Origin of the sequence: Asticcacaulis aquihabitans, assembly GCF_032490435.1 — a bacterium.
GTDB lineage: Bacteria > Pseudomonadota > Alphaproteobacteria > Caulobacterales > Caulobacteraceae > Asticcacaulis.
On the sequence record NZ_JAVGWM010000002.1, the window covers coordinates 1 to 25098 of the forward strand.

The following is a 25098-nucleotide window of genomic DNA, read 5'->3' on the forward strand; positions in this document are numbered from 1 at the left end:
TTGCCTAGCGGAGTTAGATAAATATCCCAGCGACAGCGTCCGACCGTTCATATCCGTTGCGGAGTTGACGCGCCCCAAGCCGTCATAGGCATAGCTGACGCCCGAGCCGCTTGAAGAGACGAACCGCTTATAGACGATATGACCCAAGCCATCATAAGCGGTATAGAGGTCGTCTGCTGTGCCGCCAGGCATATCCTTGACGATTTCACGGTTCAGGTTGTCGTAGGTGTAGAGGATGGTGTTGCCATCGCGACGGCGATAGCTCGTCTTGTTACCGTTGTTGTCATAGCCATACTGCTCGTAATCGGTCGTACTATAGCCCCCCGCCGTCGATATGGCATTGGCGGAAGTCGACGGATTGAAGGCTGAAGGGCGAGTCGGTGATGGATAGCGATAATAGATCAGCCGATCGAAGCCATCATATTCCATGTGGGTACGGTTGCCGTTGGCATCCACCGTGTCGGTCACCTTGCCGTTCGGGGAATAGGCGAAGGAGGAATAGACCCGCTGGTCGGTCGTGCCATACGCCTGAACGAGCTGCGTCACCTGTCCGGCCAGGTCATAGACCGTCTTGGTTATCCGGTCAGACCCTTGTGTTCCTGCCGTCCCAAGCGTGCAGGCGCTCGCGGGGAGAGAGCCAAAGACCGCCGAATTCATGCGGGTGGTTACGCACTCTTTCCGGCCGACACCATCGTAACTGACTTGAGTGACACTTATGATTGTTTCAGCCAAAGCTGGTTGGCTGAGGCCAATGCCTAAAAGACCGGCCACGCATAGTAGGAACCTTTTCATGATATATCCCCTCATCACGGCTGCCCCACCTCAGTCTTGACAAGTAACCCGGACGTGGAGTCATAGCTCATGCGGGTGAAAGAGCTGACTACGAAGTCAGAGCCATCCGTTGCGTTGCCTGTTCCCACTTCAGTGCGATATTCACGGTCATCATCGTCATACCAATGCCTAACTACCTGGCGTGTCATCGGCCCCGATCCATCCGGATCCGCACCAATTTCAAAAATTTTGCGACGGCGGACATCGTAGGTGGTGTAGGTCCGGTCGTCGACATCGGTACGAGGCCCATCGACAGAAACCTGGTTGCCCACAAGATCATAAGTAAAGGATGAGCTCTGCCAAGAGTTTGTTTCCGAGTATGGTTGGGAAACATTCGCGTTCCCTGCCCGAACCGTTGTTTTGCTCAGCAGCAGGTTATTGGTGTTGTACTCATACTCAGTCACTGTCTCTTGCGCCGTGCCTACGCAAGAAGCCGGATCGGCCGAGGTCGCGGACCGGCACGTTGACACCTTCGTTAAGCGCCACGCTGGTGTCGAGTTGACCAGAGTCAGGCTGGAATTTAGTACCTTCGGATACAGCTGCGTATAGGTGTACCGTTTCTGAATGCGAACGCCGGAGGCATCCGCTGCCCCCGTTTCAGTCAGAACCTGACCATGCACCGTTGAGTAAGTCAGGGTGGTGACATTGCCCCGGGGATCCGTAATTTTCTTGACCTTGTTGCAGTAGATATAGGTCGCCGAGCTACAAGACGCTTCATATTCGTAAGAGGTCACCTGTGGCGTGCCGCCCCCCTTCGGATAGACAGAGACAGAAGTCACATTGCGGCGACCGTCATAACCATATTCCGTATAGCCACCCGTCAGCGTTGACCCAGAATATGTCGCCTCGGGCGAAATCACACGTTTCAAACTGCGGTTGTCAGCTTTGTCCGCTGTATTATCGGCGAAGTACTCATAGCGTGTGACAGCGCCTAGTTCATTGGTAAATGAAGAGGGTTGGTCAAGATAGAAGTATGTGAAGTCAGTGGCACTACCAAAGAACATGTAGTTGAATTTCTCTGAACGAATTGAATAACTTGCTCCGTCCGGCTTCGTTGCCGTGATGATATAGGGAGCGGAGCCTACCTGGCCATCCGGCCAGCTGTAACTGTAGGCAGTGTGCCGACCTTGAACATTAGCATCGGTGACCCGGTGGGTGTGCCATGCAACCGGGTAACTGTATGACACGCCGGAAGGAAGTGTATACGAATCTGGCGAAAACTGACCGATCGGATTGTTTGATCCATCCTTGAAGACCGTTCGGTTGCTGATATTCCAAGTTGGCCAACGCGTAGAATTGACGGACGTGCAAGTTGTTGCTGCGGGATCGCAATAATCGATGGCAGTATTGATCAGGTAAATTTTATTCGGCGCGTAAGCAATGTAGCTCCCTACGGTACCGGTTAGCGGTTCAGTTTGGGTCGTATATTCATACTTTGCCATCCATCCGTTACTGCTGATAACTGTCGACGGGTAATATAGATAAAGTGAATATACTGTGTACTGTTGATTATTGGTGCCGCCAGACACCGCAAAGGACTTGCTGGACGCGATCAGGTTTATTTTGATTGTTTCGCCGTCCGGTTTGTTGATTTGCACCAACACCCCGATTTTGACGGCGATACCGTCATAGCCGTCCGACTTTTTTGTCGTGTCGAATAGGTAGGCTACCCCATCCTTGTCCCAATAGGTGCAGATCGCGCCTGTGCAATTGCCAGCGAATATGTCTACGCCTAGCTGGAATCCCTTTCCACCGATAACAATTGGCAGATTTCCAGTCTGGCTCGGATTGGCCACATTATGATTGATATCTGCAATATAGCCTGCAAAGCTATCGTTATAGTCGGTAACCATGCCCTTCCAAGTGTGGCCTGTATTTCCCATCGTATCGGACAAACCGGCCGTCGATAAGCTCGGCTGGCGCGTCACCGGAGATCCGGAAATCAGGTTCACGTTGTTTGCATCAACAACCGCCGTAGGGGCTGGTGGAGGCGGTGCGTGGATCTCATCCGCTAAGGCTCCGCCACACACGCCAATTGCCGCCACAAATACCGCAAGGCTTTTAGCCGAGCCCAATTGCAGGCTACGTTGCCGCCTAGGCGTCACGCCGTTCAAATCAAATGCCGAGCGCTGAGTAGAATTCTGTTGCATGCGCTTTTAACCCTGAGTTCCGGTTATTGTTCTGTTATTTATCACTGGCAAACTTTCGCCGTCATTCGAATGCCATGGCCTGAGTTCCGGCCAAATATGCCCTGGTTCCAAAACAACCGAGCCACTGACGGGAGGAAGGTATAAACTTTCCAGGACTGATTGGTGTAGATGTATGGGCTGCCACTGCCGGAGACTTTTGTCTGCACCTTTGGCGACGCTTGATCGTCTACCACCGCAGAACTTCCGTTAACGCCACCGTCAAGGCTAGAAAGCTAATGGATAGTCCGGACGACGCGCGCATTCTCGTTCCCCTCAAGCCGCCATGCGGCGGTAAAATAATCATGGAAACTGGCGTCTGCCAACAAAATAATCTCGCCAGAGATGTGCCTCCGCCTGTGTTAAGCAGTACGCCTTGTTTTAATTGACATATTTTAGCCGCAATGTTTCTGGGACTGGGCGGGGAAATGCGGTGGAATTTTCACTTGCCAACCCCTTGTTTTGGCTTAGCTTCCGTGAAGCGAAGATAGTTGTTGGAGGGAATTTATGCGCAAAATCGATCGCCTTAAAGGTGTTGTGTCCGCCGCGGTTATAATTATTTCCACTCTGTCCGCATCCCCGAGCCTTGCCGGCGACACAACCTATAAGTACGACGCGCTGGGACGTGTGATTGAGGTCAATTATCCTGACGGCACGAAAATTACCTACAGCTATGATGCCGCCGGTAACCGCACTCAGGTCGTGCGCGTAGCCGGTACCACCCCGACAGCCACAAAGGTTGTTGTTTTGCCTTTGCTGGGCGGGGTCGTTATTCCTGTTCCATAAAATTTACGTTCAACACAAAGCAAATATCTGAATTGTATGCCCCTGCTTAAGCATGTGATTCCCGTCGTTCCCCTTCAAATGAGAAATGCTATGAAAAGACCAATCACGGCGACACTAGTTGCGCTTAGTGCTCTCTTTGCCTATGCGATTCCGCAGGCCTTCGCTACAGACGCTAGTTTCGGCTATATCAGTAATCTTTATGCCATGAATAATGGCGCAATACTGTTCTATACCTCCGGCACCCGGACGAACCCATTACCCGCTTGCTCCGGCCCCGGCCTACAACAGCGCTATGCTTTGGATGCCAGCACAACGGCCGGCCAGGCGTACGCCTCTGTTCTCCTGACTGCCTATACACTTCATAAACAAATTTCGGTTCACGGCACGGGAACATGTACGATCTGGAGCGATACGGAAACGGTGATGTTCTTCAACGTTGCGGACTAACTGCGCAATTAAATAGATTTGCGCGTAGATAAAATCACAACCGGTTCAGTAATAGAGAATTTTGTTCCACGTTTAAGGAAAACACCCGCACATTAGTTTTATTCGGGACGCGTCGCGGTAATGCCAGGTTAAAAGGTCTTCCAAAACGGTCGACAAATATCAAATAAAAAGGGTTTTTATGCAAAATATTCGCGAATCTAAAAGATTTAAAACCTTCGGCGCTGTGGCCACCATTTTTTCATTACTTCTGCACCCTGTATTGGCGAAGGCGTCTGACGCTACAGCGGGAAATATTACCGATGTCACCGTCAATGCGTCCGGCATTGTGTTCTTTCAAATGTCTGGGACAAGGACAGCTGCGCCAAGTTGGTAACCGCTGGGTGTTCAACGGCTCGACAGCTGCTGGCCAAGCCTTGCTTGCGGCACTGATGTCAGCCTATGGACTAAAAAAGCAGATCACAGTCAGTGGCACTGGTACGTGTTCGGTTTGGGGCGACACCGAGTCGGTTTGGTCATAGCCCCAACCCACTTTGTCATATCATATTGACGAGAATATAAGCCCCCTTCTATCACCCGGTATCGAATGGTCAAATACCCGCTAAAATTGAACTGACACTTAAAATGTGACATTATGCCGGTGGTCGAAACCCGCATCCCCGAGCCATTTTCAAATAAATCAGAACCCCAATGGCGGGATACCCGGATCGTTGCCACAGGGCATAATCGTGGCGACGGAGGCGCAATCGCTGAAATAACATATATCGTATACTGTAAACTGTTGGCCTTAAATTCGCCATGCATGTGTCAATTCCGTCACAACATAATACCGGTGATGGAAGGTATACGATGTCGCAAGTGCGCAACGACCGGGAATGTGAGACACCATTCCAATTTGATTCAGATCGGACATGTCTGTTCAAGTCATTGCTTTTAAGCGACTTTTATTCCGAATGGTGCACACTTTTCGGAAAGCGATATTGAAACGCGTTCAATAGCACCTGACACCCAATCTGTTTGCGAGGCGGAAATTATTCGACGCCGATCAGCAAATTCTGGGTAATTGTTCCCCCACCAGCATGTCTACGATCCGCGTTCCGCCAAAGGCTGTCTTCATCTCGACACGCGGCGTCTTGCCAGAGTGCGCATGGCCAATGATGACGCTATCGACACCTTCCGGCACGCTGCGCATGGCCGCTAGGGCGGCTTCGGCTTCCGATGGCGGGACGAAAAGGACCAGACGTCCTTCATTGGCAAGGTATAGAGGATCGAAACCCAGTATTTCACAAAAGCCACGAATGTCTGCCTTGAGAGGCAGGGCCTGTTCGTCAAGCTTTATGACCAAATTGGATGCATCAGCTATTTCATTGAGGGCGGAGGCGAGCCCGCCCCTTGTCGCGTCCCGGGCGCAGCGCAGGTTGGGTGCTGCCCTCATGGCCGTTTGCATCAGGGCATTAAGCGGCGCGCAGTCACTGCTTATGCCGCTTTCCAGCTGCATGTCCCCGCGCGCCTGCAAGATGGCCGCGCCATGGTGCCCGAGAAATCCGTTGACGATGGCGACGTCACCCGGCTGGACCTTGGTGGCCGCAAGCTCAACACCCGGGGCGATGACGCCGACCCCCGCTGTCGTAATGAAGACCTTGTCGGCAGCGCCGCGCGCGACGACCTTTGTATCGCCTGTGACAATGGCCACCCCCGCCCTATCGGCCGCATCGCGCATGGATTGAGCGATCGCGCGCAACTGTTCGACATCCATGCCCTCTTCGATAATGAAGGCGGCGGACAACCATTTGGGAACCGCGCCCCCGACCGCGAGGTCGTTGACCGTGCCCCACACCGCCAATTTACCGATATCGCCACCGGGGAACTGCAACGGATCGACAACGAAGCCGTCCGTCGTAAACGCCAGGCGCCCGCCCGCACGGATCAGGTCACCGGGGTCCAGTCGCGCCTGGTCTTCCATATCGCCGGTTTCGGGGTTGCGAAAGCGGCTGACAAAGACGTCCTCAATGAGGTCGCGCATGGCCTTGCCACCGCCGCCATGGGCCATGGTCACGGTCTTGGAGGTGATTTTATGGATATAGGGCTTATTCATGCGGCCGGCCGTTCGCCTCCGTACTGGAAATAGGCGGCGCAAGCGCCTTCCGAAGATACCATCAGCGCCCCAAGCGGATGTTCAGGCCGGCATTCGACGCCGTATTTAGGACAGGCCAGGGGTTTGATCTGGCCCTTGATGACGTCGCCGCAGCGACATCCCTCCGGTTCTCGACCTGACGCCTCACCCAGAGCATACCCAACGCCGAAGCGAACTTCGGCGTCGAAGTCACGAAAGGCGTCGCGAATTTTGACGCCTGAGTTGTCGATCTCGCCGAGGCCACGCCAATCAAAACTTGCCCGCACCTCAAATACGGTATCGATAGCTTTCAACGCAGCCGGGTTTCCGCCTTCGGGGACGATCCGCGCATATTGGTTTTCGATTTGCGCCCGCCCATCGACAATCTGCTGCAAAACCATGGCAACCGCCTGCAGGAGATCAAGCGGTTCGAACCCGGCAACGACAAGCGGTTTGCCAAAGACATCGGCAACGAAATTGTAAGGGGCATTGCCGATTACCATTGAGACATGCCCCGGTCCAACGAAGCCATCGATGCGCATGTCGGGGTCGGACAAAAGCGCACGGATCGGGGGTGGGACGAGGACATGATTGCAGAAAAGCGTAAAGTTTCGCACGCCTTCGGCATGGGCGTGCAGGAGAGTCAGGGCCGTCGCTGGCATCGTGGTCTCGAAACCGAGGCCGAAGAACACAACTTCGCGATCGGGATGGCGGCGCGCCAGGGCCAGGGCATCCAACGGCGAATAGACCATGCGGATATCGCAGCCCTCGGCGCGGGCCTGCATCAAGGATTTGCGCGTTCCGGGCACCCGCATGGCATCGCCGAAGGTGCAAAAGATCACACCGTCGCGTTCGGCGATATCGACGCAGTCATCAACCCGGCTCATGGGGAGAACGCATACGGGGCAACCCGGACCATGAATGAATTCAAGGCCTTCCGGCACCATGCGGTCCAAGCCATAGCGGAAGATGGCATGGGTATGCCCCCCGCAGATTTCCATGATGTAGAGCGGTTTTTCGCGGGTGCCCCCCGCTTCTGCCACAAGTCGGGAAATCCGGTCAAGGAGCGCCCCCGCCAGCTCCGGGTCGCGAAATTCGTCGAGATATTTCATTGGCTTGCCTCAAGGGATGCCTGGCTATCGCGCATCGCCGCCAGCTCGGCCTCGGCGTCACCCAGGGCGGCCAGAAGCTCCAGCGTTGTCCGCGCCTCGTCTTCATCGATGATACTCATGGCAAACCCGACATGAACAAGCACCCAGGCTCCCACGAGATCATCGAGATTGTCGCCCGCAACACAGGTGAGGTCCGCTTCGCGGCGCACCCCGGAGATATCGACCACGCCCATGCAATGGTCAGGATCTGAGATGGCTACCACTTGAGCCGGAATACCGAGGCACATGGTCAGACCTCCCGGCCAAGCTGGCGCGTGGGCAGGGCAACAACGCGATCGTCAACAGCGGAGACACGACCATCCGAGATGCCATAGCGGTCAAGTTTTGCCCGTAGTCCGACGCGCGATAATCCCAGTTCTTCGGCAGCCCGCGACTTGTTCCAGCGATGGCGGATAAGGGTTTCGCGCAAAATGCGCGCCTCCATGCGCTCGACCCGGTCCTTAAGATCGCCGCCCCCGCCCAACATGGCTTCGGCGACTTCATCCGGAACCGCTTCTGGACCTTCGGCATGAAGGATATGGGTGTCGATAAGCTCCGCGCCCAAGGTGGCCGTTCCACTTAGCATCAACATGCGCGCGATCTGATTTTCGAGCTCACGGATGTTGCCGGGCCAGCTATAGCGACGGAGTACGGCCAGCGCTTCACGCGTAAAACCTGCCACCGGCTTTCCGTAACGCAGCGTCGCCCGCTGAAGCAATTCCGTGGCAATGGCTGCTATATCTTCGCGGCGCTCGCGCAATGGCGGCAACAGGATGGGGCTGACGGCCAGGCGATAATAGAGGTCTTCACGAAACAGGCCTGCGGCAACGTCGGCCTTTAGATCTCGCCGCGTCGCCGCAAGGACACGCACATTGACAGTCCGCGCGATGTTCGAACCAAAAGGCCTAATTTCGCCCTCTTTCAGGAAGCGCATCAGCTTCATCTGAAATGTAGGGCTGATATCGGCGATGTCGTGCAAAAGCACCGTGCCACCGTGCGCCTGCTCAAACAAACCAACCCGGCTTTCCGTGGCGCCGGCGAAGGCACCTTTGCGGTGTCCGAACAATTCGCTTTCGAGCGCTTCGTCGCTGAGACCGGTACATGTCGCGGCAAAAAACGGAGCGGCTTGGCGCGGACTACCATAGTGAATGCCGCGGGCGATCAGGGACTTTCCGGTTCCGGTTTCCCCCTGGATAAGAACCGGAATATCGAAGCCTGCCACCTTTTCGGCCAGGGCGCACGCCGCATTCATAGACGAATGCGCCCCGCGGATCACCGTCTGAAAACTGAAGGCGTCCTCGGCTTGGGCCTGACGGGCTTTCAGACGGTCCTCCACCGCCGGCGCCACCATGCGCAGCTCAAGCATCAGGCGTTCGTTGTCGTGCTGCAAGCGATTAAGCGCCAAGCCGTTCCGCGCCGCCAGTATCAGTTCGTCCGGATGCCAGGGCTTGGCGATGAACTGGTAAATCCCCGACTCATTGACCGATTTGACGATGTCTTCGACATCGGTATAGCCGGTGATCAGGATGCGCACGACATCGGGCCAGCGTTCGCGCACCTGGGTCAGAAAATCGACCCCGGACATACCGGGCATGCGCTGGTCGGAGATGACAACGCCGATCCATTCGTTCTCGAGTAATTCGAGCGCCTGCGCGGCACTGGTTGCCGTTAGCACCCGAAATTCGTCCTCGAGATTAAGCTCTATGGCTTCTACGGAGCGGATTTCATCATCCACGACCAGAACGGCGGGTACAATATCCATGACGGGGCTTCCTAAACGTTGCTGCGCGCAGCGCGCAGGTCGGCAAGTCGCGCTTCGGCATCGGAAATCAGGCGTTCGAGTCCAACAACCTGTTGAGCGCGAATCCATTCCATCCACGCGTCCATCCCCTCACCCGTGCGGGCGGACAGACGTATGATGGCGATATCGGGATTGACACGGCGGGCATTGGCCTCACAGGCCTCGATATCAAAATCCAGATGAGGCAAAAGGTCAGTCTTGTTCAGGATCATCAGTTTTGCCGCAGCAAACATGTCCGGATATTTCAACGGCTTGTCTTCGCCTTCAGTGACGGACAAGATCGCCACCTTGGCGGCCTCGCCCAGATCAAAGGCAGCTGGACAGACGAGATTGCCGACGTTTTCGATGAAGAGTACAGACTGCGCGGTGGGTTGAAGATGCTCGATGGCATGGCCCACCATATGGGCATCGAGATGGCACCCTTTTCCCGTATTAATCTGAAGCGCACGCACGCCTGTGGCCCTTATCCGATCGGCATCATTGGCGGTTTGCTGATCCCCTTCGATAACGGCGACGGGAATCGTGCCGTCCAGTTTCCGGATCGTTTCGACCAAGAGCGTGGTCTTGCCGGAACCTGGGCTGGACACGAGATTGAGCGCCAGTATGGACGCGGCCTCAAGCCTTTGCCGGTTTTCCTGCGCATAGCCATCATTCTTGGCGAGGATATTGGTTTCGATCTCAATCATTCGAGCCTGCGACAGGCCCGGTGCGTGGGCATGGGCGGGACCCGAGCCGTAATCCAGATCGCCTGACGCGCCGTGGTGGTGATCGTGGTCGTGATGGTCGTGATGGTCGTGGTCGTGGTGATGCCCATGGTGGTGGCCATGATCGTGCGCCTTGTGGCCGTCTTCCATCTTAGCGCCCTCGCCAGAACACCCGCATACTGTACACATCAGATCACCTCCATATCTTTGATACGCAACTCGTCTCCACCGGTTACCCGGATACGGCCGCTGCCGCACACCGGACAATCGCTAACACGACTTTCGGTGTCGAACCCAGTGTCGCAACCGAAACACCAGGCCTTGCCGGGTAAACTGAGTATGTCCAGTTCCGCGCCTTCTGCACAGGTCCCGCGTGTCACTACGTCGAAACCAAACCTCAAGGCCTCAATCTCGATGCCTCCGAAGCAGCCGATTTCCAGGCGCAAACGCAACACTTTGGTAAAGTCATCGCTGCGGGCGTGGGATTCGATGCTCTGAACGATGCTTTCGCAGATCGACATCTCATGCACCGGCGCCTCCCTTTGTCGTGCCGGCTGATGCCGGTGAAATCTTGATTTCGACACACGGGTTGGCGCACGCCAAGGCGAGGTCGAAAACAGATTTTCGCACGCTTACCGGAGACCGCCAAGCCGAAACCAAAAGGCCTTTCAGTGAACCGTCCTGTATCATCCGCTCAGTTGGCGTATCGATGCCATAGGCTGTAATACGTCCATTGGAGACCACGGCACGATGTATAAGACGGCCGCGCGCCGCCAGTGCCCATCCTTCACCCGCCGCCTCACTGCCATACCCCCCGCCGCACTGGTCATGCCGCAAGCGGTCACAAAGTGACAGGGCATTGGCAAGAAAGCTCTGCATGCGCTCCACCAGGCTTTGATTGTCCCAATAGCCCCAGGCTTTCTCCCAGTTGGCAACGACCGATATCGCCCGATTTCCAAAGGCCTGAAGAGACTGCGCCAACTGCGAAAGCCGGTCGGGGGCAAGCAGGGACAGACCACGCAACGAGTCCGCGTCGGGCACCTCGCGCAGGGCAATGGGCCAGTCACGCAGAATAACCAGGGCTTGTTCACGCAGGTCATCACGCAACAGGTGCCTTGGCCAGTCCATCTCGATCGTCGCATCCATGGCCATGGCCGCAGCCAGCCGATGGGCAGACGGACACAGGTTGAAAAGAAGCGGTAGTAAGGCCATGGCCTGTACGGTCGTCTTGCCTATGACGGTCGCAGCTGGATTTGGCCGGGCCGGTACACGCAGGGACAATGGATCCCCGGGGTTGTCATCGTCGATAACTATACGCAACTCCGCCGACATCGGCTTAATCTCTCGCCGCTTCGACAGCCGAGGGGGAATCCAAATCGGACGGCACCGCGGACACTGCCCTTCGGTCGGACACTCCCCCAGTGAATAGTGCCCGTCGCGACGGCGTGACGGCCCATTTTGCGGTCGCGGCCCGGTTCGTATCGTCAGCCGCTGCGCTTTGTGCGACAGGGTCTACAACAGGCGCGGGCTCCATAGGATCTGGCGTGGTTATGACACTCAGCTCGAGTTCGCGCCGTGCCCGGATATCGTCAGCGTCATAGACCTCGTCGCGGTGCGCGGTATCGAACAGGGAGATAAGAACGGCGCGGGCCACGTCCGTCGCATGGAGCTGATTGGGAAACTCGGTCATGGGCGAAAAGAGCGAGCACGCCAGGTAAGGTCCGGTTGTGCTTCGGTCGTTGAAAACAAACTCGTAATCGCCCGAGGGAAAGGACAGGATGCGCTTATCCCCTATGTGCATTGCCCGCCAATCCTCGTCGGGCGCCGGCATGACGATGAGGTTCATACACCAGGGGGCAACCAAGACGCCCAGCACACGTTTGCCAAACGGCCGAAAGCCGACGGCTTCGACACTGAGCGAAGCGTTGGACATGGGCGTGTCGCGCATTTTGTTGAGGTAGACTTCACGAAAGGCCGCGGCTAGGACCTGGCCTCTGGCCGTCGCCTGACGCACTATGGTATCCGCCTCAGTCGATACGATTGTCTTTGAAGGGGCGTCGTCTTCCGACAAAACGACCATGAACTGGTCGCGCGCGCCATCGCACTGCGGACAACACCAGTCGCTGGGTAATCGTGTGAACGGGGTACCAGGTTCGATCTGACGGACGTCATCGCCCATGGCAGGATCGTAAGTATACCAGCAAATCTTGCATTCGAGTACCGCATCATCGGTCAGACGACTATCATCCCCCGCGAAAGAGCCTTCGAAACGATGGACCAGACTCATGTCAACGCCTCCGAAACGTTTTTCAGACGAGACGCTGCGTCACGGATGTCTTCCGGCGCCGCGCAGGCGACATCGGGAATATCGGTGATTTCGATCGTGTCGAGAATAAGTATGTCCTGAGAATTGTAGTAACGGACGCGCCAGATGTGCGGATGCGCACAGCGATCAATGCGACAATTGCCATACCCACGGGACAGAATGGTCACGCCCCCTCGGCCCAGAACCACATCGAGATAGTCAAGATCCTGAGGTGTATGCGGTAGCAGCGTGAGATTGATGACGTGACTGTCGCCTTGCGGGTTTTCCACCTGATCGAGAATTTCGGTTATAATGGCCGGCGCATTGACGACGCCCGGCCCGGGTTGCGGCAAATCCGACAGATGCACTTGCGGCGCCATGAGGACGGCATCGGGGATCGCCCCAATCTCGATATGCTCTCGCCCGTTGCGCATGATGCGCCAAACGCCGGTAAACACCGATTCCTGGACTTCCACACGCTTGGGGTATTCAATGACGATGGAGACCTCGCCCTCGCCCAAAACCTCCCGCAGCACGCCCTGATTGGTAGAATCGAGATGGTCATAGGTCGCCGCCTGGGCGCCGCCGCTCACCGTCCAGGCCGATGCCTTGTCAGCCAGTTCAGACAGGAAGGCGACCGCGCCCTGCGCCGCGGCCGGGTCTTCGAGATAGGGAATATGCGGGCTGAAAGTCTGCATGCCTGACGGCATGGCGAGGTAGTCCAGCTCCTCCCCGTCCTCCGCAGCCGGCTGGGTGCCGGGGCCAAAACCTTGAGGGGGAAACATGAAATTGGCCATGGGGGTCTCAGTGCGTCAAGGAGGGGGATGGGAGATCGAGCATGCGGCGCATCTCGACAAGGTATTCGTTCCAGTCGCGCACCTTCGGCAGGGCCGCGAGCATGCGTCCGCTTTCGACAAAGATCAGAGCCGGCGTCGCCCAAACGTCGAAGCGGTGCCGAACCTCCTTTTCCAGATCGCGATCGACCACGCCTGTCCGAAAGGCGCCCGGGAAGGTTTTCATGAGCTCGGGAACAATAACGGCAAGGTCATCGGATTCCAGATTGGTGGCGGGATCACCCGTCACAACCAAAGCGCCGACGCCCGGTGCCGAGATAAACGCGTCTAGACCCGCCGCATCGAGGCGCGCGCAGCCATGGCGCGTAATCAACTGTTCGATAAGCGGGCTGGACATGGTCGGTCTCCAAAACTTTAAACTGTGGTGCGTCCCGACAAACGGGCCGCTTCCATATGTGGGGGCAGGCTGGGTTCGCCGTTTGTTAGATCGGTGAAGAAGCGATCAAGGTTTGCGCCTTGGGTCGCGGCTTCGAGCGCCGCGAGGGCGTCGCAGATTTCTGCCGCCTTCTCATCGCTTAAAATCTGTCGAGACGCGCCGAGGAAAACGAGCACCCACTGATCGACTTGTACGTCGGGAGTAAGACTAATATCCACGTCGGTTCTAGTCCCGCGGTCTTCGCAGGCGGCCAGGTCAAAGCCGTTAGTGATGTAAACCTTCATCGGACGGCCAATGCACATCAGTCGCCCGCCTGAATATCAAGGAAGCGAGGATCGCCAATGCGACAGGCTTCGGCCGCCGAAGGCCGCTCCGTCTCATAGAGCGCACGGTCGAGAGCGTCCGGGCCGAGCGCTTCGACGGATGCGCGACGGCGCGTGACGGTCGCACCAAGCGCCTTGAGCTCTTCGACGGCCACAGCGATGGCGGGCTCGATAGCGGAGTCGACGATTGGGCGCAACGAACCGCCGTAATCGTCTATCTCGGCCGGCTGAACGCCGATCAGCACGCGTCGCCTGGGCTTCCACCCGAGAAGTTCGGCGGTGGCCAGAACTTCCTGAAACCCGGTCTGATGCAACGACATTTTCTTGGCGCCCATGAAGGCCGGGACCTCGTCGTCGCATATGACCTTGAGCGTCCCCGACGGCAGGCCATAATCGATCGCATCGAACAGTATCAAAGCATCGCAAGCCTCGACATGCGGCAATAGATACAGGCCCTGGGTACCCCCATCCACGACTGACACCGTCTCCGGACAATCATAAAGCGCGTTGAACGTCTCCACCGCCCTGACACCAAAGCCTTCATCGGCCCACAGCACGTTGCCAATGCCCATTACCAAGATGCTTACTGTATTTTGGGCGGTCATTCGGGATCATCATCCTTGAAGGTGCGCTCGCCCGAAATCATTGTTGAAACAAGGCTCTGGCGCGACATGATGTCTTCGCGGATAGCAACGTAGACATGGATGATGATGAAGGCGATGATGAACCACATGCCCAGGTGATGCAGGGTGTGGACGTCCTGACTTTGCCCCGCAAGCGGAATGGCCCAGCCGAAAACCCGGCTCGCCCAGCTTCCAGCTTGCGCCCCTTCGCCGTATAGAGCGAATCCGGTGAAAATCATCCAGATGGACCCCAAAACGATAAAGACGAACATGGCGATTTGGGCCAGCGGGTTATGCCCGACATATTTCTTTGGTCGCTTTTCGAGAAACAGATACCACCGCAGCTCGAACAGGACCTCTTTCCACCAGGCCCCGCTCTTTACCGGGACAATGAACATTTGGCGGGCATGGCTGTTGCCGACAAAGGCCCAATAGATGCGAAACAGGAAGCCAATGGCGAAAACGTAAGCGGCCGTGAAATGGGCGAAGCGGATATAGCCCATCAAAAAGCTTGAAGACGGGTCGCCGGGCTGGGACGGCAAGGGGGAGCCGATCAGGAAACCGGTGATGGCCAGGACAACAATTGCCGCAGCATTTGTCCAGTGCCATAAGCGCAGCGGCGCCTCGTAGACATAGACCGAGGTCACGTGTGAGGCCTGGACGCCGTGCGTCGGACCAAAACCCGACAGCGACTCACTCTTGCGATTGTCAGACATCCCCTTGCGCTCCTAGCTGGCGAGTAAAACGAGGCCGGCGACGGCCACCACGCCACCGACAAGCGGTGCTGCGTGACGTAGCCGGCCAGCCCACACGCCCATCAGCCCCCCTGCCAGGTGCAGCAGGCTTGTCGTCACCGCGAAACCGATGACAAACGGCAAGGCGCTGCCCCCGGCTTCACGCGCATGGGCATAACCATGGAAAAGGCCAGCCGCCGCGCAGACGGCGCCGGCTGCAATAATCGGCAATCTGTCCCGGAAGACCAGACCCGCGCCGATGGTGCATAGGCTGAGCGCAATGGCGGCCTCAAAGCCCGGTAGGTTGAGACCCGAGAACCCAAGCAGCGCGCCCACAAGCATACCCGTCACGAAACCCGCAGGTAACCAAAGGCCTTTGCGTTGGCTGTATTGAGCGGCCCAGAAGCCGACAGCGACCATGGCCAGCAAGTGATCGGCGCCGGTTAAAGGGTGGATCAGTCCGTCAAGGGCGGCCGCCACAGGGCCCTCCCCGTTCAAATGCCCAGGGTGTGCCAAGGCGGGCGTTGCGGCTAAGGCCGACAGCGCGGCGACCCAATATATAGGCTTCTTCATGTGCTATGCCTCTCAGCGAACGGTTACAGTGGTCAGATCCGCCCCGTCTTCGCTCATCACGTGCGTAGAACAGGCCAGACAAGGGTCAAAGGAATGCAGGGTGCGCAGGATTTCGACCGGTTCTTCCGGACGCGCCATGGGGGTTCCCAGAAGCGAGGCTTCGAATGCGCCGATATTCCCTTTGGGGTCGCGCGGTGAGCCGTTCCACGTGGTCGGCACGACGCACTGGTAGTTTTCGATCTTGCCGTCCTTGATGCGGATCCAGTGGCCAAGCGCGCCGCGCGGGGCGGCCACCGTGCCGTACCCCTTGGCTTCCTTCGGCCAGGTCTTGGGATCCCATTTCTCGATATTGGCGGTCGAGGAATCGCCATTCCTGATGTTGGCGATGAGGGCGTTGTAGTCGTCCAGAGCCATTTCTGCGGCGTACTGGCACTCCAGCGCCCGCGCCAGGGTGCGGCCGATGGTGGACGGCAGGGCCTGCTTGGGCGTCAGGTTGGTGCCCGCAAGCTTGTTGAAGGCAGCCAGCGACGTATCGACCTGATTTTTCACAAAATCCACGCCCTTGGCATAGGCGATGATGTAGCGCGCTAAAGGCCCGACTTCGACGGCATGGCCGCGCCAGCGGGGCGACTTTATCCAGGAATATTTAGCTTCTTCATCGAGCGCCTGAATATTGGTTTTCGTCCCGACGGCCTTGGCGCCGAGTTCATAATGTGGCTCGGTGACACCGTCCCAAGGATGAAGGCCCTTTGCCTCGTCAGGATACTTGTACCATGAGTGCTGTACGAATTCCTGGACCTGTTCCGGGTCGGCAGGATCGATCGGGAATACCTCATTCCAGTTGCCGTTGAGGATCACGCCACCCGGCAGCTTATCCGTTGACTTGTCACCCTTGACCTTGGCGTAGTCGCCATAGTCCATGACGTTCTTTGCGGACAGTCCACCGCCGTAGAGCCAGCCCTTGTAGAAGGAGGCGATGGCGATCACGTCGGGAATATAGACATTGACCGTAAAGGCCAGAGCTTCCTGGAGCCGCGCCTGCACGAAATTCAGGCGCTCCATGTTCAATGGGGCGCCGGCGGCCATGTCGCCGTCAATATTGATAGCGCAGGGCACACCGCCGACCATGTAGTTGGGATGCGGGTTCTTGCCGCCAAAGATCGTATGGACCTTGACGATATTCTTCTGGAAGTCGAGCGCTTCCAGATAATGGGTGACCGCCATCAGATCCGCTTCGGGCGAGAGCTGATACGCCGGGTTGCCCCAATATCCGTTTTTGAAAATCCCGAGCTGACCAGACTCGACAAACTGCTTCAAGCGAGTCTGGACGTCGCGGAAATAGCCGGGAGACGAATTCGGATGGCTGGGCGAGACCATCTGTTGCAAGGCTGATGTCGCCTTGGGATCCGCCTTGAGCGCGTTGACGGGATTGACCCAGTCGAGCGCGTGCAAGTGATAGAAGTGGACGATATGATCGTGAATTTGCAGCACCTTGGCCATGATCTCGCGGATCAGGTAGGCATTGTGCGGAATGTCGATGCCAAGCGCATTTTCGACAGCGCGCACAGAGGCCAAGGCATGGCAGCCTGTGCATACCCCGCAGATGCGTTCGACGAAGGCCCAGGCGTCACGCGGATCGCGGCCCTTTAGGATGACCTCCAGACCGCGCCACATGGTCCCGGTCGAGACCGCGTTACGGATAATATTATTACTGTCAACGTTGACTTCGCAACGCATGTGGCCTTCGATGCGCGTGACCGGATCGACGACGATGCGGCGACCGCCATTATCAAGCTGAAACCCGTTGGGCGTTTGATGCAGTGACATTTAGTGCGTATCCATTTTTTGGACAGACTTGCTGGCCGATTTCGTTTGAGCGCGCTTGAGCGCCGAGATGGCGGCGTGGACGGCAACCGTGGCGCCAATCGCGCCGGCAACGGTGCCGCCGATCTTGTCGGCATTGGCTTCAACGCCGAAGGCATGGATGTCGGTCAGACGGGCGTACCATGACCCCTTGTCCCAGAAGCCGTCTTCGGAACAGCCGATGCAGCCGTGGCCAGCCTTGATGGGGAAGCTCGTGCCTTCGTTCCACTGCACGGTCGAACAGGCATTGTAGGTCGTAGGCCCTTTGCACCCCATCTTATAGAGGCAATAGCCACGACGCGCGCCCTCGTCATCAAAGTGCTCGACGAACTGGCCGGCGTCGAAGTGCGGACGGCGGTAGCATTTATCGTGGATGCGCTGAGAATAGAACATTTTCGGTCGCCCGGTGCGGTCAAGCTCCGGCAGACGATCGAAGGTCAGCATATAGGTAATGACCCCGGTCATAACCTCAGCAATCGGAGGACAACCAGGCACTTTGATGATCGGCTTGTCCGTAATCACCTTGTGCACCGGAACGGCTCGAGTCGGATTGGGCCGTGCCGCCTGGACGCAACCATGACTGGCGCAGGAGCCCCAGGAGATGATGGCCTTTGCGTTTTGCGCGGCGTGCTTCAACTGCTCGACGAAGGGCTTGCCACCAATAATACAGAACATGCCGTCTTCGTTGAGCGGCGGATTGCCCTCGACCGCCAGGATATATTGCCCTTTGTATTTTTCGATGGTGTCTTCTAGCGCGGCCTCCGCTTGATGGCCGGCTGCGGCCATCAAGGTATCGTCGTAGTCGAGCGAAATCATCGACAGGACAACGTCCTTTACGAGCGGGTGGGCCGAACGAATAAAGGATTCGGAACAGCACGTGCATTCAAGCCCATGTAGCCAGATCACCGGCGTACGCGGCTTGGTCTCCATCGCTTGCGCAATGCGGGCGGTGTAGAGTGGGCCAAGCCCCAGAGCGGTGGCCGTCAACGAACAGAATTTCAAGAAGGACCGGCGGGAGATGCCCTGCCGGCGCATTACGTCATAAAAGGTTTCCAGTTGAGCCATGGATATTCCCCTGCCACTATTCGAGATAGTTAGCACGGTGATTTACCAGCCCTCAATCGCTAATTATTTTCCGAATAAAGTATTTTAAAGTTATAAAAAACAATATCTTATTATTTCGCTATCGCAGCAATTCGAATACAACTCTTCCGATTGACTGGCTATAAATGGAAGATTACTTTCCACTAATAACGCGAATTATTCGCAATAATGGCCGCCGCCACGGCCGCTTGCCCAAAAGCGAGTCCGCCGTCGTTGCTGGGCACCTGGCGATGAGTCAAAACGCTTAGCCCCCTACCCTCCAATGCCTCGATAAGCAGTGACAATAAAAGGCGGTTTTGCATGACGCCTCCCGACAAGGCGACGGTGCCGACCCCATGCTTTTGCGCCAAGGCCGCCGCAAGCGCCGCTGAAGACTGAGCAAGGCCAGCATGAAAGCGCCAGGATATCTCGCCCGCAGCAGCGCCCTGTACCACATCCGCCTGCAAGGCCAGCCACATAGGTGTCGGGTCGAGACAGAGCTCCCCCTTATGTTCACGGGTGGCAAACGGGTAGGCCGACGACCATTCCCCCGCAATGGCCAGGCTTTCCAGTTGCATGGCGGCTTGCCCCTCGAAGCTGACAGCGTCAAAGCTCAAGCGCAAAGCCGCGGCGACGGCGTCGAACAGGCGACCGGCTGAACTGGTCATGGGACTGTTCAGACCCGACCGAATCTGAGCGCTCACTGGTGCGACCGCCTTATCGCGAAGCGCGTCCGCTAACCCCAGTTGATTTAGACGTGCAAGCCCCTCTTCTTCACCAAAAGCCGAGACCATCTGGGCCAGAAGGTTGCGCCACGGCGCCCGTGCGGCAGCCTCTCCTCCCGGCAGTGCAACAGGCTTCAGGCAGGCTACGTGTTCGAAAGTGAGATAGTCGCAAACTAACCATTCGCCGCCCCAGACGGTGCCGTCACTGCCATATCCCGCGCCATCGAAGGCAAGGCCCAGTACTTTCTGGCCGTCCGCCGGCCAACCGTTCTCAGCCATACAGGACGCGATATGGGCATGGTGATGCTGAATGCGGATAAGAGGCACTCCCGCTATTGCCGCCAGCGCCTCGGCCTTTTCAGTAGACCTGTATTGGGGATGCAAGTCACAGGCGATGGCCTGGGGGACATGGTCGAACAACTCGGTATAGTCATCTATGGCTTTTTCGAATTCGTCATAAGTCAAGGCGTCTTCGAGATCGCCCAGATGGTGGGACAAGATGGCCTCGCCGCTCCCATCGCCAAAGGTGAGGCAGACGGCCGCCTTGAGTTCACCTCCCAAGGCAAGGATTGGCCCCGCGTCGCGCAATCCGTGGGGCATGTCGAGGGGCGCCGGCGCAAATCCCCGGGCCCTGCGGTGAACGCGCAGTTCGCCGGCATCTATAGAGGCAACCGAATCGTCCAGGCGCCGGGCTATCTCGCGATCGTGCATCAGAAAGGTGTCCGCAAATATGGACAGTTTTTCCAGAGCTTCCGTGTTATCGATGACCTGAGGTTCACCGCTGATATTGCCACTCGTCATGACCAGAGGCCGGTCAACGGCCCGACATATAAGGGCATGCAGCGGCGTGTAGGCCAGCATCCATCCCACGCGCTCAAGCGTCGGCGCAACAGACGGCGCAAGACCTCTTTTGCCGTCAATGAGCACAATCGGTGCAGCCTGGTCCGACAACAACAAGGCTTCAAACGCGGTTGGGCTGGAATGGGCACGTACGCTGTCGAGGTCGGCTACCATTACGGCGAAGGGTTTATGGGGTCTGTGTTTGCGCGTCCGCAAGGTTGCGACGGCCAGCTCATTTGTCGCGTCGCAGGCCAGATGAAATCCCCCCAGCCCTTTTATGGCGATGATTTTGCCGGCTTTAAGGGCACTCACCGCCTCTTCAAGCGAACGATCCAGGTGCGGCCCACAGTCAGGACAGGCGATCGGCTGAGCATGAAACCGGCGGTCGGCGGGATCGCTATATTCGGAAAGACACGCGGCACACATGGTGAAGGCCCGCATACGGGTTGCCGCACGATCATAGGGTATGGAATCAATGATTGAGAACCGCGGACCGCAGTGGGTGCAATTGGTGAACGGGTAGGCAAAACGCCGGGCGGCCGGATCGTTAATCTCATCGGCGCAGGCGCTGCACAGGGCCGCATCCGGTGTGATTCCTGTGCGCCGCGTCCCGCCTTGCGTTTCGACGATCGTAAATCCCGCCGACGAAAAGGGGGCAATGGGCGCACGTTCAATAGAGGCGATACGCGACAGCCTCGGTGCCTCGGCACTCAAGGCCGCGACGAAGCCCTCAAGATCAGCCCCCGTCGCCCGGATGATGACGCCTTCGCCATCGTTGCTGACATCGCCCCTTATGCCAAACCGGGCGGCCAACTGCCAGACGAAAGGCCTAAAGCCAACGCCTTGCACCGTTCCTCTGACCCGGATCCGTTCAGCGCACATCAATGGACTGTGCACACCATACACGGGTCGAAGGATCGCACGATATGCTGCACGCTAAGCGGGGTTTGTTCCCCATCGGTAACACGGGCGCCGACTAGGGCCATCTCCAGGGCGCCGGGGACGCCGTGGCCATCCCGAGGGGAAAAGTTCCATGTCGTGGGGGCCACGATCTGATAGCCGGCAATGCGGCCGTCGCGGATGGTCAGCCAATGGCCCAGCGACCCACGTGCCGCTTCACATAAACCCGTAACTTGAGCAAAATCAGGTATTTGTGCCGGTGATATAAAGTCCGACGTGACCTCGATATCCCTTATCCATCGTTCGCAGGCCACGACGCTCAACGCGAGCTCGAGGGCGCGACCGACGACTCGCGCCCGTACGTTGGCGCACCCGTTATGCAGTAACGCCGATGCCAGCGGGTGCCCATCAATGAGCTGACGAGCGAAGGCGCCGACCTCGACCGTCTGGCCGTCGTAACGTGGCGCCTTGCACCAGCTATAGGCCTCATTACGCATGGCTTCGTCAGGTATCGTGGACCCGTCAAACGGATGGCTAGTCTGGCCGAGCATCCAGCTATGCGACAGGTCCTCTACGATACGCCGGGTATCGAGTATGCCCTCTACACCGTCGACGTTCAGCCCGGCTTTGAACAGGTGTGTCCCGGCGATCTCGTACGCGCCGTAGGACATGAATCGAGGCGCGCCGGGGCCCAGGCGGCCCAGGTCCAGATCTTCGGAAATCCGCAAAAAGAGTCCGATGTGACCGGCGGTCCATGCCTCCAGAGCCTGTCGCGAATCCAAGGCGATAAAGGCCTCCAGGCTAGCCCCGAATAGATTCGCCTCCAGCCAATGACGGAATGCGCGCATGATGGCCAGGCATCGTACGCGATCGCGTGCATCCGGCGCCTTCGTGACACCGCCAGGCTGAATCGACAGAGTATGGGGCCATTTGCCGGCCAATAGGCCCATAATGGTCAGAAGCTGCGCCCTCGCATCAACCGCCTGCCGGACAGCAACCCCTGTTTTTGCTTGGAACAGGCGGCTGATCTCATCGTGCCACGCCCGGCCAGAATAGGCCTGACGGGCGAAGTCGGCCATAAAGAACAGATAGAAATGGGTCAGGTGATCCGCCATATTCTCAACGGCGTGCAGGAGCGATGTGACGCGCTCACCATTGATCGGAGGTGAAATCCCAGCTGCCGCCCCGAGCGCCCTCGCCGCCGCCACGGATTGGGAAACCGAGCAGATTCCGCAAATACGCGGGACGATTGTCAAGGCGTCGCGCGGGTCCTTGCCTTCAAGTATGCGCTCAAACCCGCGAAAAAGAGGTGAATTAACGTAGGCCGCACGGACGGCATCCCCGTCGATATCGAGCCGAATTTCCAGGTCGCCTTCAACACGGTTGAATGGCCCGGCGAGAATACGCCGCGGAGCAGTCTGTTCAGTCATTTGAGTTGGGAATCTTTGACGGAGGGCGCCTCGATCAGGCGGTGCGACGTCGCGTTGACGCGTAGACGCCGAGGTGTGGCCGCTTTGGACAGCGACGCCAGGGCTATGAACCAAGCCTTTGGCATGTCGGTTGGCAGCCCGATCGGAATATTGCCGATCTTCGGGGTTTGTGTGAAGACCCGGTTTGGCTCCTCGAATTCGGGCGCCGTGCAGTTTATACACGGATAGCCGCCGCGCGTGCACGAGCCCTCGCCGTTCCAGGCGCGGGTATTGCAATCCCCGTGCGCCTGGGTGCCGACGCACCCCAGGTTTTCCATCATGCATCCAAGCTCGGACAGGCGGGTCGCGCTGGCCTTGAATTCGTAATACTCATTGCGCGAACAGCCATGATGAACCAGGTGGTCCGCATAAAAACGCGGCCGGTTCAAGGGATCTAGGTCTTCAGCACGCAAACTTTCATCCGCCAGCATCATGAAGGTCTCCAGCACCCAATTGGGATGGGTGGGGCAACCGGCAATATTGATGACGGGGAGCCCCGCTCTGGCGCGGAAAGCGTCGCCGAGAGCGCCCCCCGGCTGATACCCCTCATATTGCAGGCCGCAGGCATCCGTGATGTTGGCGCCAGCAGACGTAATTCCGCCAAAGGCTGCACATGTGCCCACCGCCACGACATGCGCCGCCAATGGCGCCAGATCGCGCAACCAGTCGATCATCGGTCGCCCCGTTCCGGCCAGCATGTGGAAACGTCCCGTGTTATTGGGGCCGCGCATAACCGAGCCTTCGAAACACAAAATATCCACCTTGCGGCGGCCGGCGCAGATATCTTCCAGCAAACCGATGACCCCTTCGCTGCTTTCCTCGCTGAGCGAGGGATGCCAGAGCATTTCGAGCCCAAAGTCGTCCAGTACGCTGAACAGGTTCGGTGTCTGTGCGCACAGAAGCGACATCGTGCACCCGCCGCAGCCCCCCGATTGTAGCCAGAGAACCGTTTTCTTACCCATCGGTCCCCGCTCCTTCGATCGGCAAACTAAGTTCGAAAAGCGCGCCACCATCCTCGGCATTGCTTGCGCTCAATCGACCGCCATGGTCCGCAACGATCCGGTAGCTGATCGACATGCCCAGGCCTGTCCCCTTGCCGACCGGCTTCGTCGTGAAAAACGGTTCAAACAGCTTATCGCGAACATCATCGCTAAGCCCCGGGCCATTATCAGAAATCCGCAACACCGCTTGGGCGCCTTCGCTTGCCAATTGGATCGCGATGCGCGGGTTTTGTACGGCTTCGGTTGCATCTAGGGCATTTTGGATAATGTTCATCACGACCTGCTGAATGTGGCCGGACCGACCCGTCACGATAAGGGCGGTCGGCATGCTCCAATCAATCACCAGATCGGGCCTTTGTGTACGCGTAACCCATCCCACGGCGGTCTGAACCGTAGTGACGAGGTCGAAAGGCTCTGGCGGCGCGCGGCCCGTGCCTGAAAATCGCCGTAGCTGTTCCACGATATCGCGAACGCGCTCTGCGCCTTCCAACGCGCCAGATGCGGCGTCGCGGAGGCGCGCGACCGTTTTTCCGAGCTTCAAACTATGACGGAGCGTAACGAGCTCTTCGCGTGTCGCCCCTTGTTCGACGGCATTGAAATAGGTTTCCAATCGATCGACATATCGCTCCAGAGCATGGGTATTGCCATAGACGAAACTGATCGGATTATTCAGTTCGTGCGCCACGCCAGAGACCAGGCGACCAAGCGATGCCATTTTTTCAGAATTGACCAGTTGCGCCTGCGCATCTTTCAACTGATCGTGCGCTAAATTCAACGCGGAATAGGCTGTGCGAAGCTCGCCGACATGCCGGCCAATAAGGACAACTCCAAGCAGTCGCCCCCGCGCGTCGCGTCGGGGCGATGCCGAAACCTCAAACGGCGCCTCGCCATCTGTGGTGTGCAGAACGATTTCCTCGGACATGGCGGGCGCTGCCTGAGACGCGCGGCCGAGCATGGCGTTTAGCGCCTCATGACTGGAGACCGCGACAAGGTCGAAGATCGTACCGGTTGTCGTAGAGCCGTCAGAAAGGCCCGCCAGTCGCGCCGCCATCTTGTTCAACTGGATAATGAGGCCATTTCGATCGCACACGATCAGAATGTCAGTCATGGATTCAAGAACCGAATCCATGAACTGGCGCATGGCTTCCAGGTCGGCATTCTTCTTTTCGAGTTCGACCTGGTAGTCGATCAGTCCCGAATAGGTCTGATCCATCTGACGGATCACATCGAGCCAAGCGGCTTCCGACACCGGAATCGTGTCTGAACTGGCATCGGCGTGATGAGAATTTCGGGTCATTGGCGATAACCTAACGCAATCGACGTCAGGTCGCCAGTCCTGCTTCAAAACTCAGACCGCCAGCGCCAATACCGACATGTCGGGACGCCCCTCACAGACGAGGCGTCCCGGCAGCG

Annotated in this window: 24 protein-coding genes and 1 pseudogene; 3 read left to right on the plus strand and 22 right to left on the minus strand. The window is 57.7% G+C overall.

Annotated elements, in window-relative coordinates; translation table 11 throughout:
• Both RCJ00_RS07095 and RCJ00_RS07100 read right to left on the minus strand, forming a co-directional pair.
• Positions 1-792, minus strand: a pseudogene (locus RCJ00_RS07095) (RHS repeat domain-containing protein); the annotation flags it as partial.
• A gap of 14 nt (positions 793-806) precedes the next feature.
• Positions 807-2981, minus strand: coding sequence for a hypothetical protein (locus RCJ00_RS07100; protein ID WP_316221096.1), 2175 nt, complete (start codon positions 2979-2981; stop codon positions 807-809).
• Between the two features lie 543 nt (positions 2982-3524).
• Here RCJ00_RS07100 and RCJ00_RS07105 point away from each other — a divergent pair.
• The 3 genes from RCJ00_RS07105 to RCJ00_RS07115 all read left to right on the plus strand — a co-directional run bounded on the left by RCJ00_RS07105 (position 3525) and on the right by RCJ00_RS07115 (position 4623).
• Complete coding sequence (locus tag RCJ00_RS07105) at positions 3525-3803, plus strand: RHS repeat domain-containing protein (RefSeq protein ID WP_316221097.1); 279 nt, start codon at positions 3525-3527, stop codon at positions 3801-3803.
• A 90-nt stretch (positions 3804-3893) separates the two neighbouring features.
• Entirely contained in the window at positions 3894-4250 is a 357-nt protein-coding gene (locus RCJ00_RS07110; RefSeq protein WP_316221098.1) for a hypothetical protein, read from the plus strand.
• A gap of 178 nt (positions 4251-4428) precedes the next feature.
• Positions 4429-4623 carry a hypothetical protein gene (locus RCJ00_RS07115; protein ID WP_316221099.1) on the plus strand — a complete coding sequence of 65 codons (195 nt, stop codon included), beginning with the start codon at positions 4429-4431 and terminating at the stop codon, positions 4621-4623.
• A gap of 669 nt (positions 4624-5292) precedes the next feature.
• Here RCJ00_RS07115 and hypE read toward each other — a convergent pair.
• The 20 genes from hypE to RCJ00_RS07215 all read right to left on the minus strand — a co-directional run bounded on the left by hypE (position 5293) and on the right by RCJ00_RS07215 (position 24982).
• On the minus strand, positions 5293-6342 hold the full coding sequence (gene hypE, locus RCJ00_RS07120) for a hydrogenase expression/formation protein HypE (protein WP_316221100.1): 1050 nt from the start codon (positions 6340-6342) through the stop codon (positions 5293-5295).
• Positions 6339-7472, minus strand: coding sequence for a hydrogenase formation protein HypD (hypD, locus tag RCJ00_RS07125; RefSeq protein WP_316221101.1), 1134 nt, complete (start codon positions 7470-7472; stop codon positions 6339-6341). Before hypD ends, hypE begins: the two co-directional genes overlap by 4 nt.
• On the minus strand, positions 7469-7759 hold the full coding sequence (locus RCJ00_RS07130; protein WP_316221102.1) for a HypC/HybG/HupF family hydrogenase formation chaperone: 291 nt from the start codon (positions 7757-7759) through the stop codon (positions 7469-7471). Before RCJ00_RS07130 ends, hypD begins: the two co-directional genes overlap by 4 nt.
• Before the next feature lie 2 nt (positions 7760-7761).
• On the minus strand, positions 7762-9273 hold the full coding sequence (locus RCJ00_RS07135; protein ID WP_316221103.1) for a sigma-54-dependent transcriptional regulator: 1512 nt from the start codon (positions 9271-9273) through the stop codon (positions 7762-7764).
• A gap of 11 nt (positions 9274-9284) precedes the next feature.
• Entirely contained in the window at positions 9285-10205 is a 921-nt protein-coding gene (gene hypB / locus RCJ00_RS07140; RefSeq protein WP_316221104.1) for a hydrogenase nickel incorporation protein HypB, read from the minus strand.
• The gene (gene hypA, locus RCJ00_RS07145; protein ID WP_316221105.1) at positions 10205-10537 is read right to left on the minus strand and encodes a hydrogenase maturation nickel metallochaperone HypA; all 333 of its coding nucleotides are present in this window, start codon (positions 10535-10537) and stop codon (positions 10205-10207) included. Before hypA ends, hypB begins: the two co-directional genes overlap by 1 nt.
• Before the next feature lies 1 nt (position 10538).
• The gene (locus RCJ00_RS07150; RefSeq protein WP_316221106.1) at positions 10539-11348 is read right to left on the minus strand and encodes a hypothetical protein; all 810 of its coding nucleotides are present in this window, start codon (positions 11346-11348) and stop codon (positions 10539-10541) included.
• 4 nt (positions 11349-11352) lie between these two features.
• Complete coding sequence (gene hybE, locus RCJ00_RS07155; RefSeq protein ID WP_316221107.1) at positions 11353-12303, minus strand: [NiFe]-hydrogenase assembly chaperone HybE; 951 nt, start codon at positions 12301-12303, stop codon at positions 11353-11355.
• Positions 12300-13118 carry a hydrogenase expression/formation protein gene (locus RCJ00_RS07160; RefSeq protein WP_316221108.1) on the minus strand — a complete coding sequence of 273 codons (819 nt, stop codon included), beginning with the start codon at positions 13116-13118 and terminating at the stop codon, positions 12300-12302. Before RCJ00_RS07160 ends, hybE begins: the two co-directional genes overlap by 4 nt.
• A gap of 7 nt (positions 13119-13125) precedes the next feature.
• A complete protein-coding gene (locus RCJ00_RS07165) occupies positions 13126-13512 on the minus strand; it encodes a thioredoxin domain-containing protein (protein ID WP_316221109.1) in 387 nt (128 codons plus the stop codon).
• A gap of 17 nt (positions 13513-13529) precedes the next feature.
• The gene (locus RCJ00_RS07170; protein WP_316221110.1) at positions 13530-13853 is read right to left on the minus strand and encodes a HypC/HybG/HupF family hydrogenase formation chaperone; all 324 of its coding nucleotides are present in this window, start codon (positions 13851-13853) and stop codon (positions 13530-13532) included.
• Entirely contained in the window at positions 13853-14479 is a 627-nt protein-coding gene (locus RCJ00_RS07175) for a hydrogenase maturation protease (protein WP_316221111.1), read from the minus strand. The genes RCJ00_RS07170 and RCJ00_RS07175 overlap by 1 nt, the downstream gene beginning before the upstream one ends.
• Complete coding sequence (cybH, locus tag RCJ00_RS07180) at positions 14476-15213, minus strand: Ni/Fe-hydrogenase, b-type cytochrome subunit (protein ID WP_316221112.1); 738 nt, start codon at positions 15211-15213, stop codon at positions 14476-14478. Before cybH ends, RCJ00_RS07175 begins: the two co-directional genes overlap by 4 nt.
• Before the next feature lie 12 nt (positions 15214-15225).
• Positions 15226-15804 (minus strand): HupE/UreJ family protein, encoded by a 579-nt coding sequence (locus RCJ00_RS07185; RefSeq protein WP_316221113.1) that lies wholly within the window; start codon positions 15802-15804, stop codon positions 15226-15228.
• Between the two features lie 12 nt (positions 15805-15816).
• The gene (locus RCJ00_RS07190) at positions 15817-17631 is read right to left on the minus strand and encodes a nickel-dependent hydrogenase large subunit (protein ID WP_316221114.1); all 1815 of its coding nucleotides are present in this window, start codon (positions 17629-17631) and stop codon (positions 15817-15819) included.
• Positions 17632-18732, minus strand: coding sequence for a hydrogenase small subunit (locus RCJ00_RS07195; protein ID WP_316221115.1), 1101 nt, complete (start codon positions 18730-18732; stop codon positions 17632-17634).
• A gap of 182 nt (positions 18733-18914) precedes the next feature.
• A complete protein-coding gene (gene hypF, locus RCJ00_RS07200) occupies positions 18915-21197 on the minus strand; it encodes a carbamoyltransferase HypF (RefSeq protein WP_316221116.1) in 2283 nt (760 codons plus the stop codon).
• The gene (locus RCJ00_RS07205) at positions 21197-22645 is read right to left on the minus strand and encodes a nickel-dependent hydrogenase large subunit (RefSeq protein ID WP_316221117.1); all 1449 of its coding nucleotides are present in this window, start codon (positions 22643-22645) and stop codon (positions 21197-21199) included. Before RCJ00_RS07205 ends, hypF begins: the two co-directional genes overlap by 1 nt.
• Entirely contained in the window at positions 22642-23646 is a 1005-nt protein-coding gene (locus RCJ00_RS07210) for an NADH-quinone oxidoreductase subunit B family protein (protein ID WP_316221118.1), read from the minus strand. The genes RCJ00_RS07205 and RCJ00_RS07210 overlap by 4 nt, the downstream gene beginning before the upstream one ends.
• Positions 23639-24982: a sensor histidine kinase gene (locus RCJ00_RS07215; protein ID WP_316221119.1), complete on the minus strand. Its 1344-nt coding sequence runs from the start codon at positions 24980-24982 to the stop codon at positions 23639-23641. The genes RCJ00_RS07210 and RCJ00_RS07215 overlap by 8 nt, the downstream gene beginning before the upstream one ends.
• Between the last annotated feature and the right edge of the window lie 116 nt (positions 24983-25098).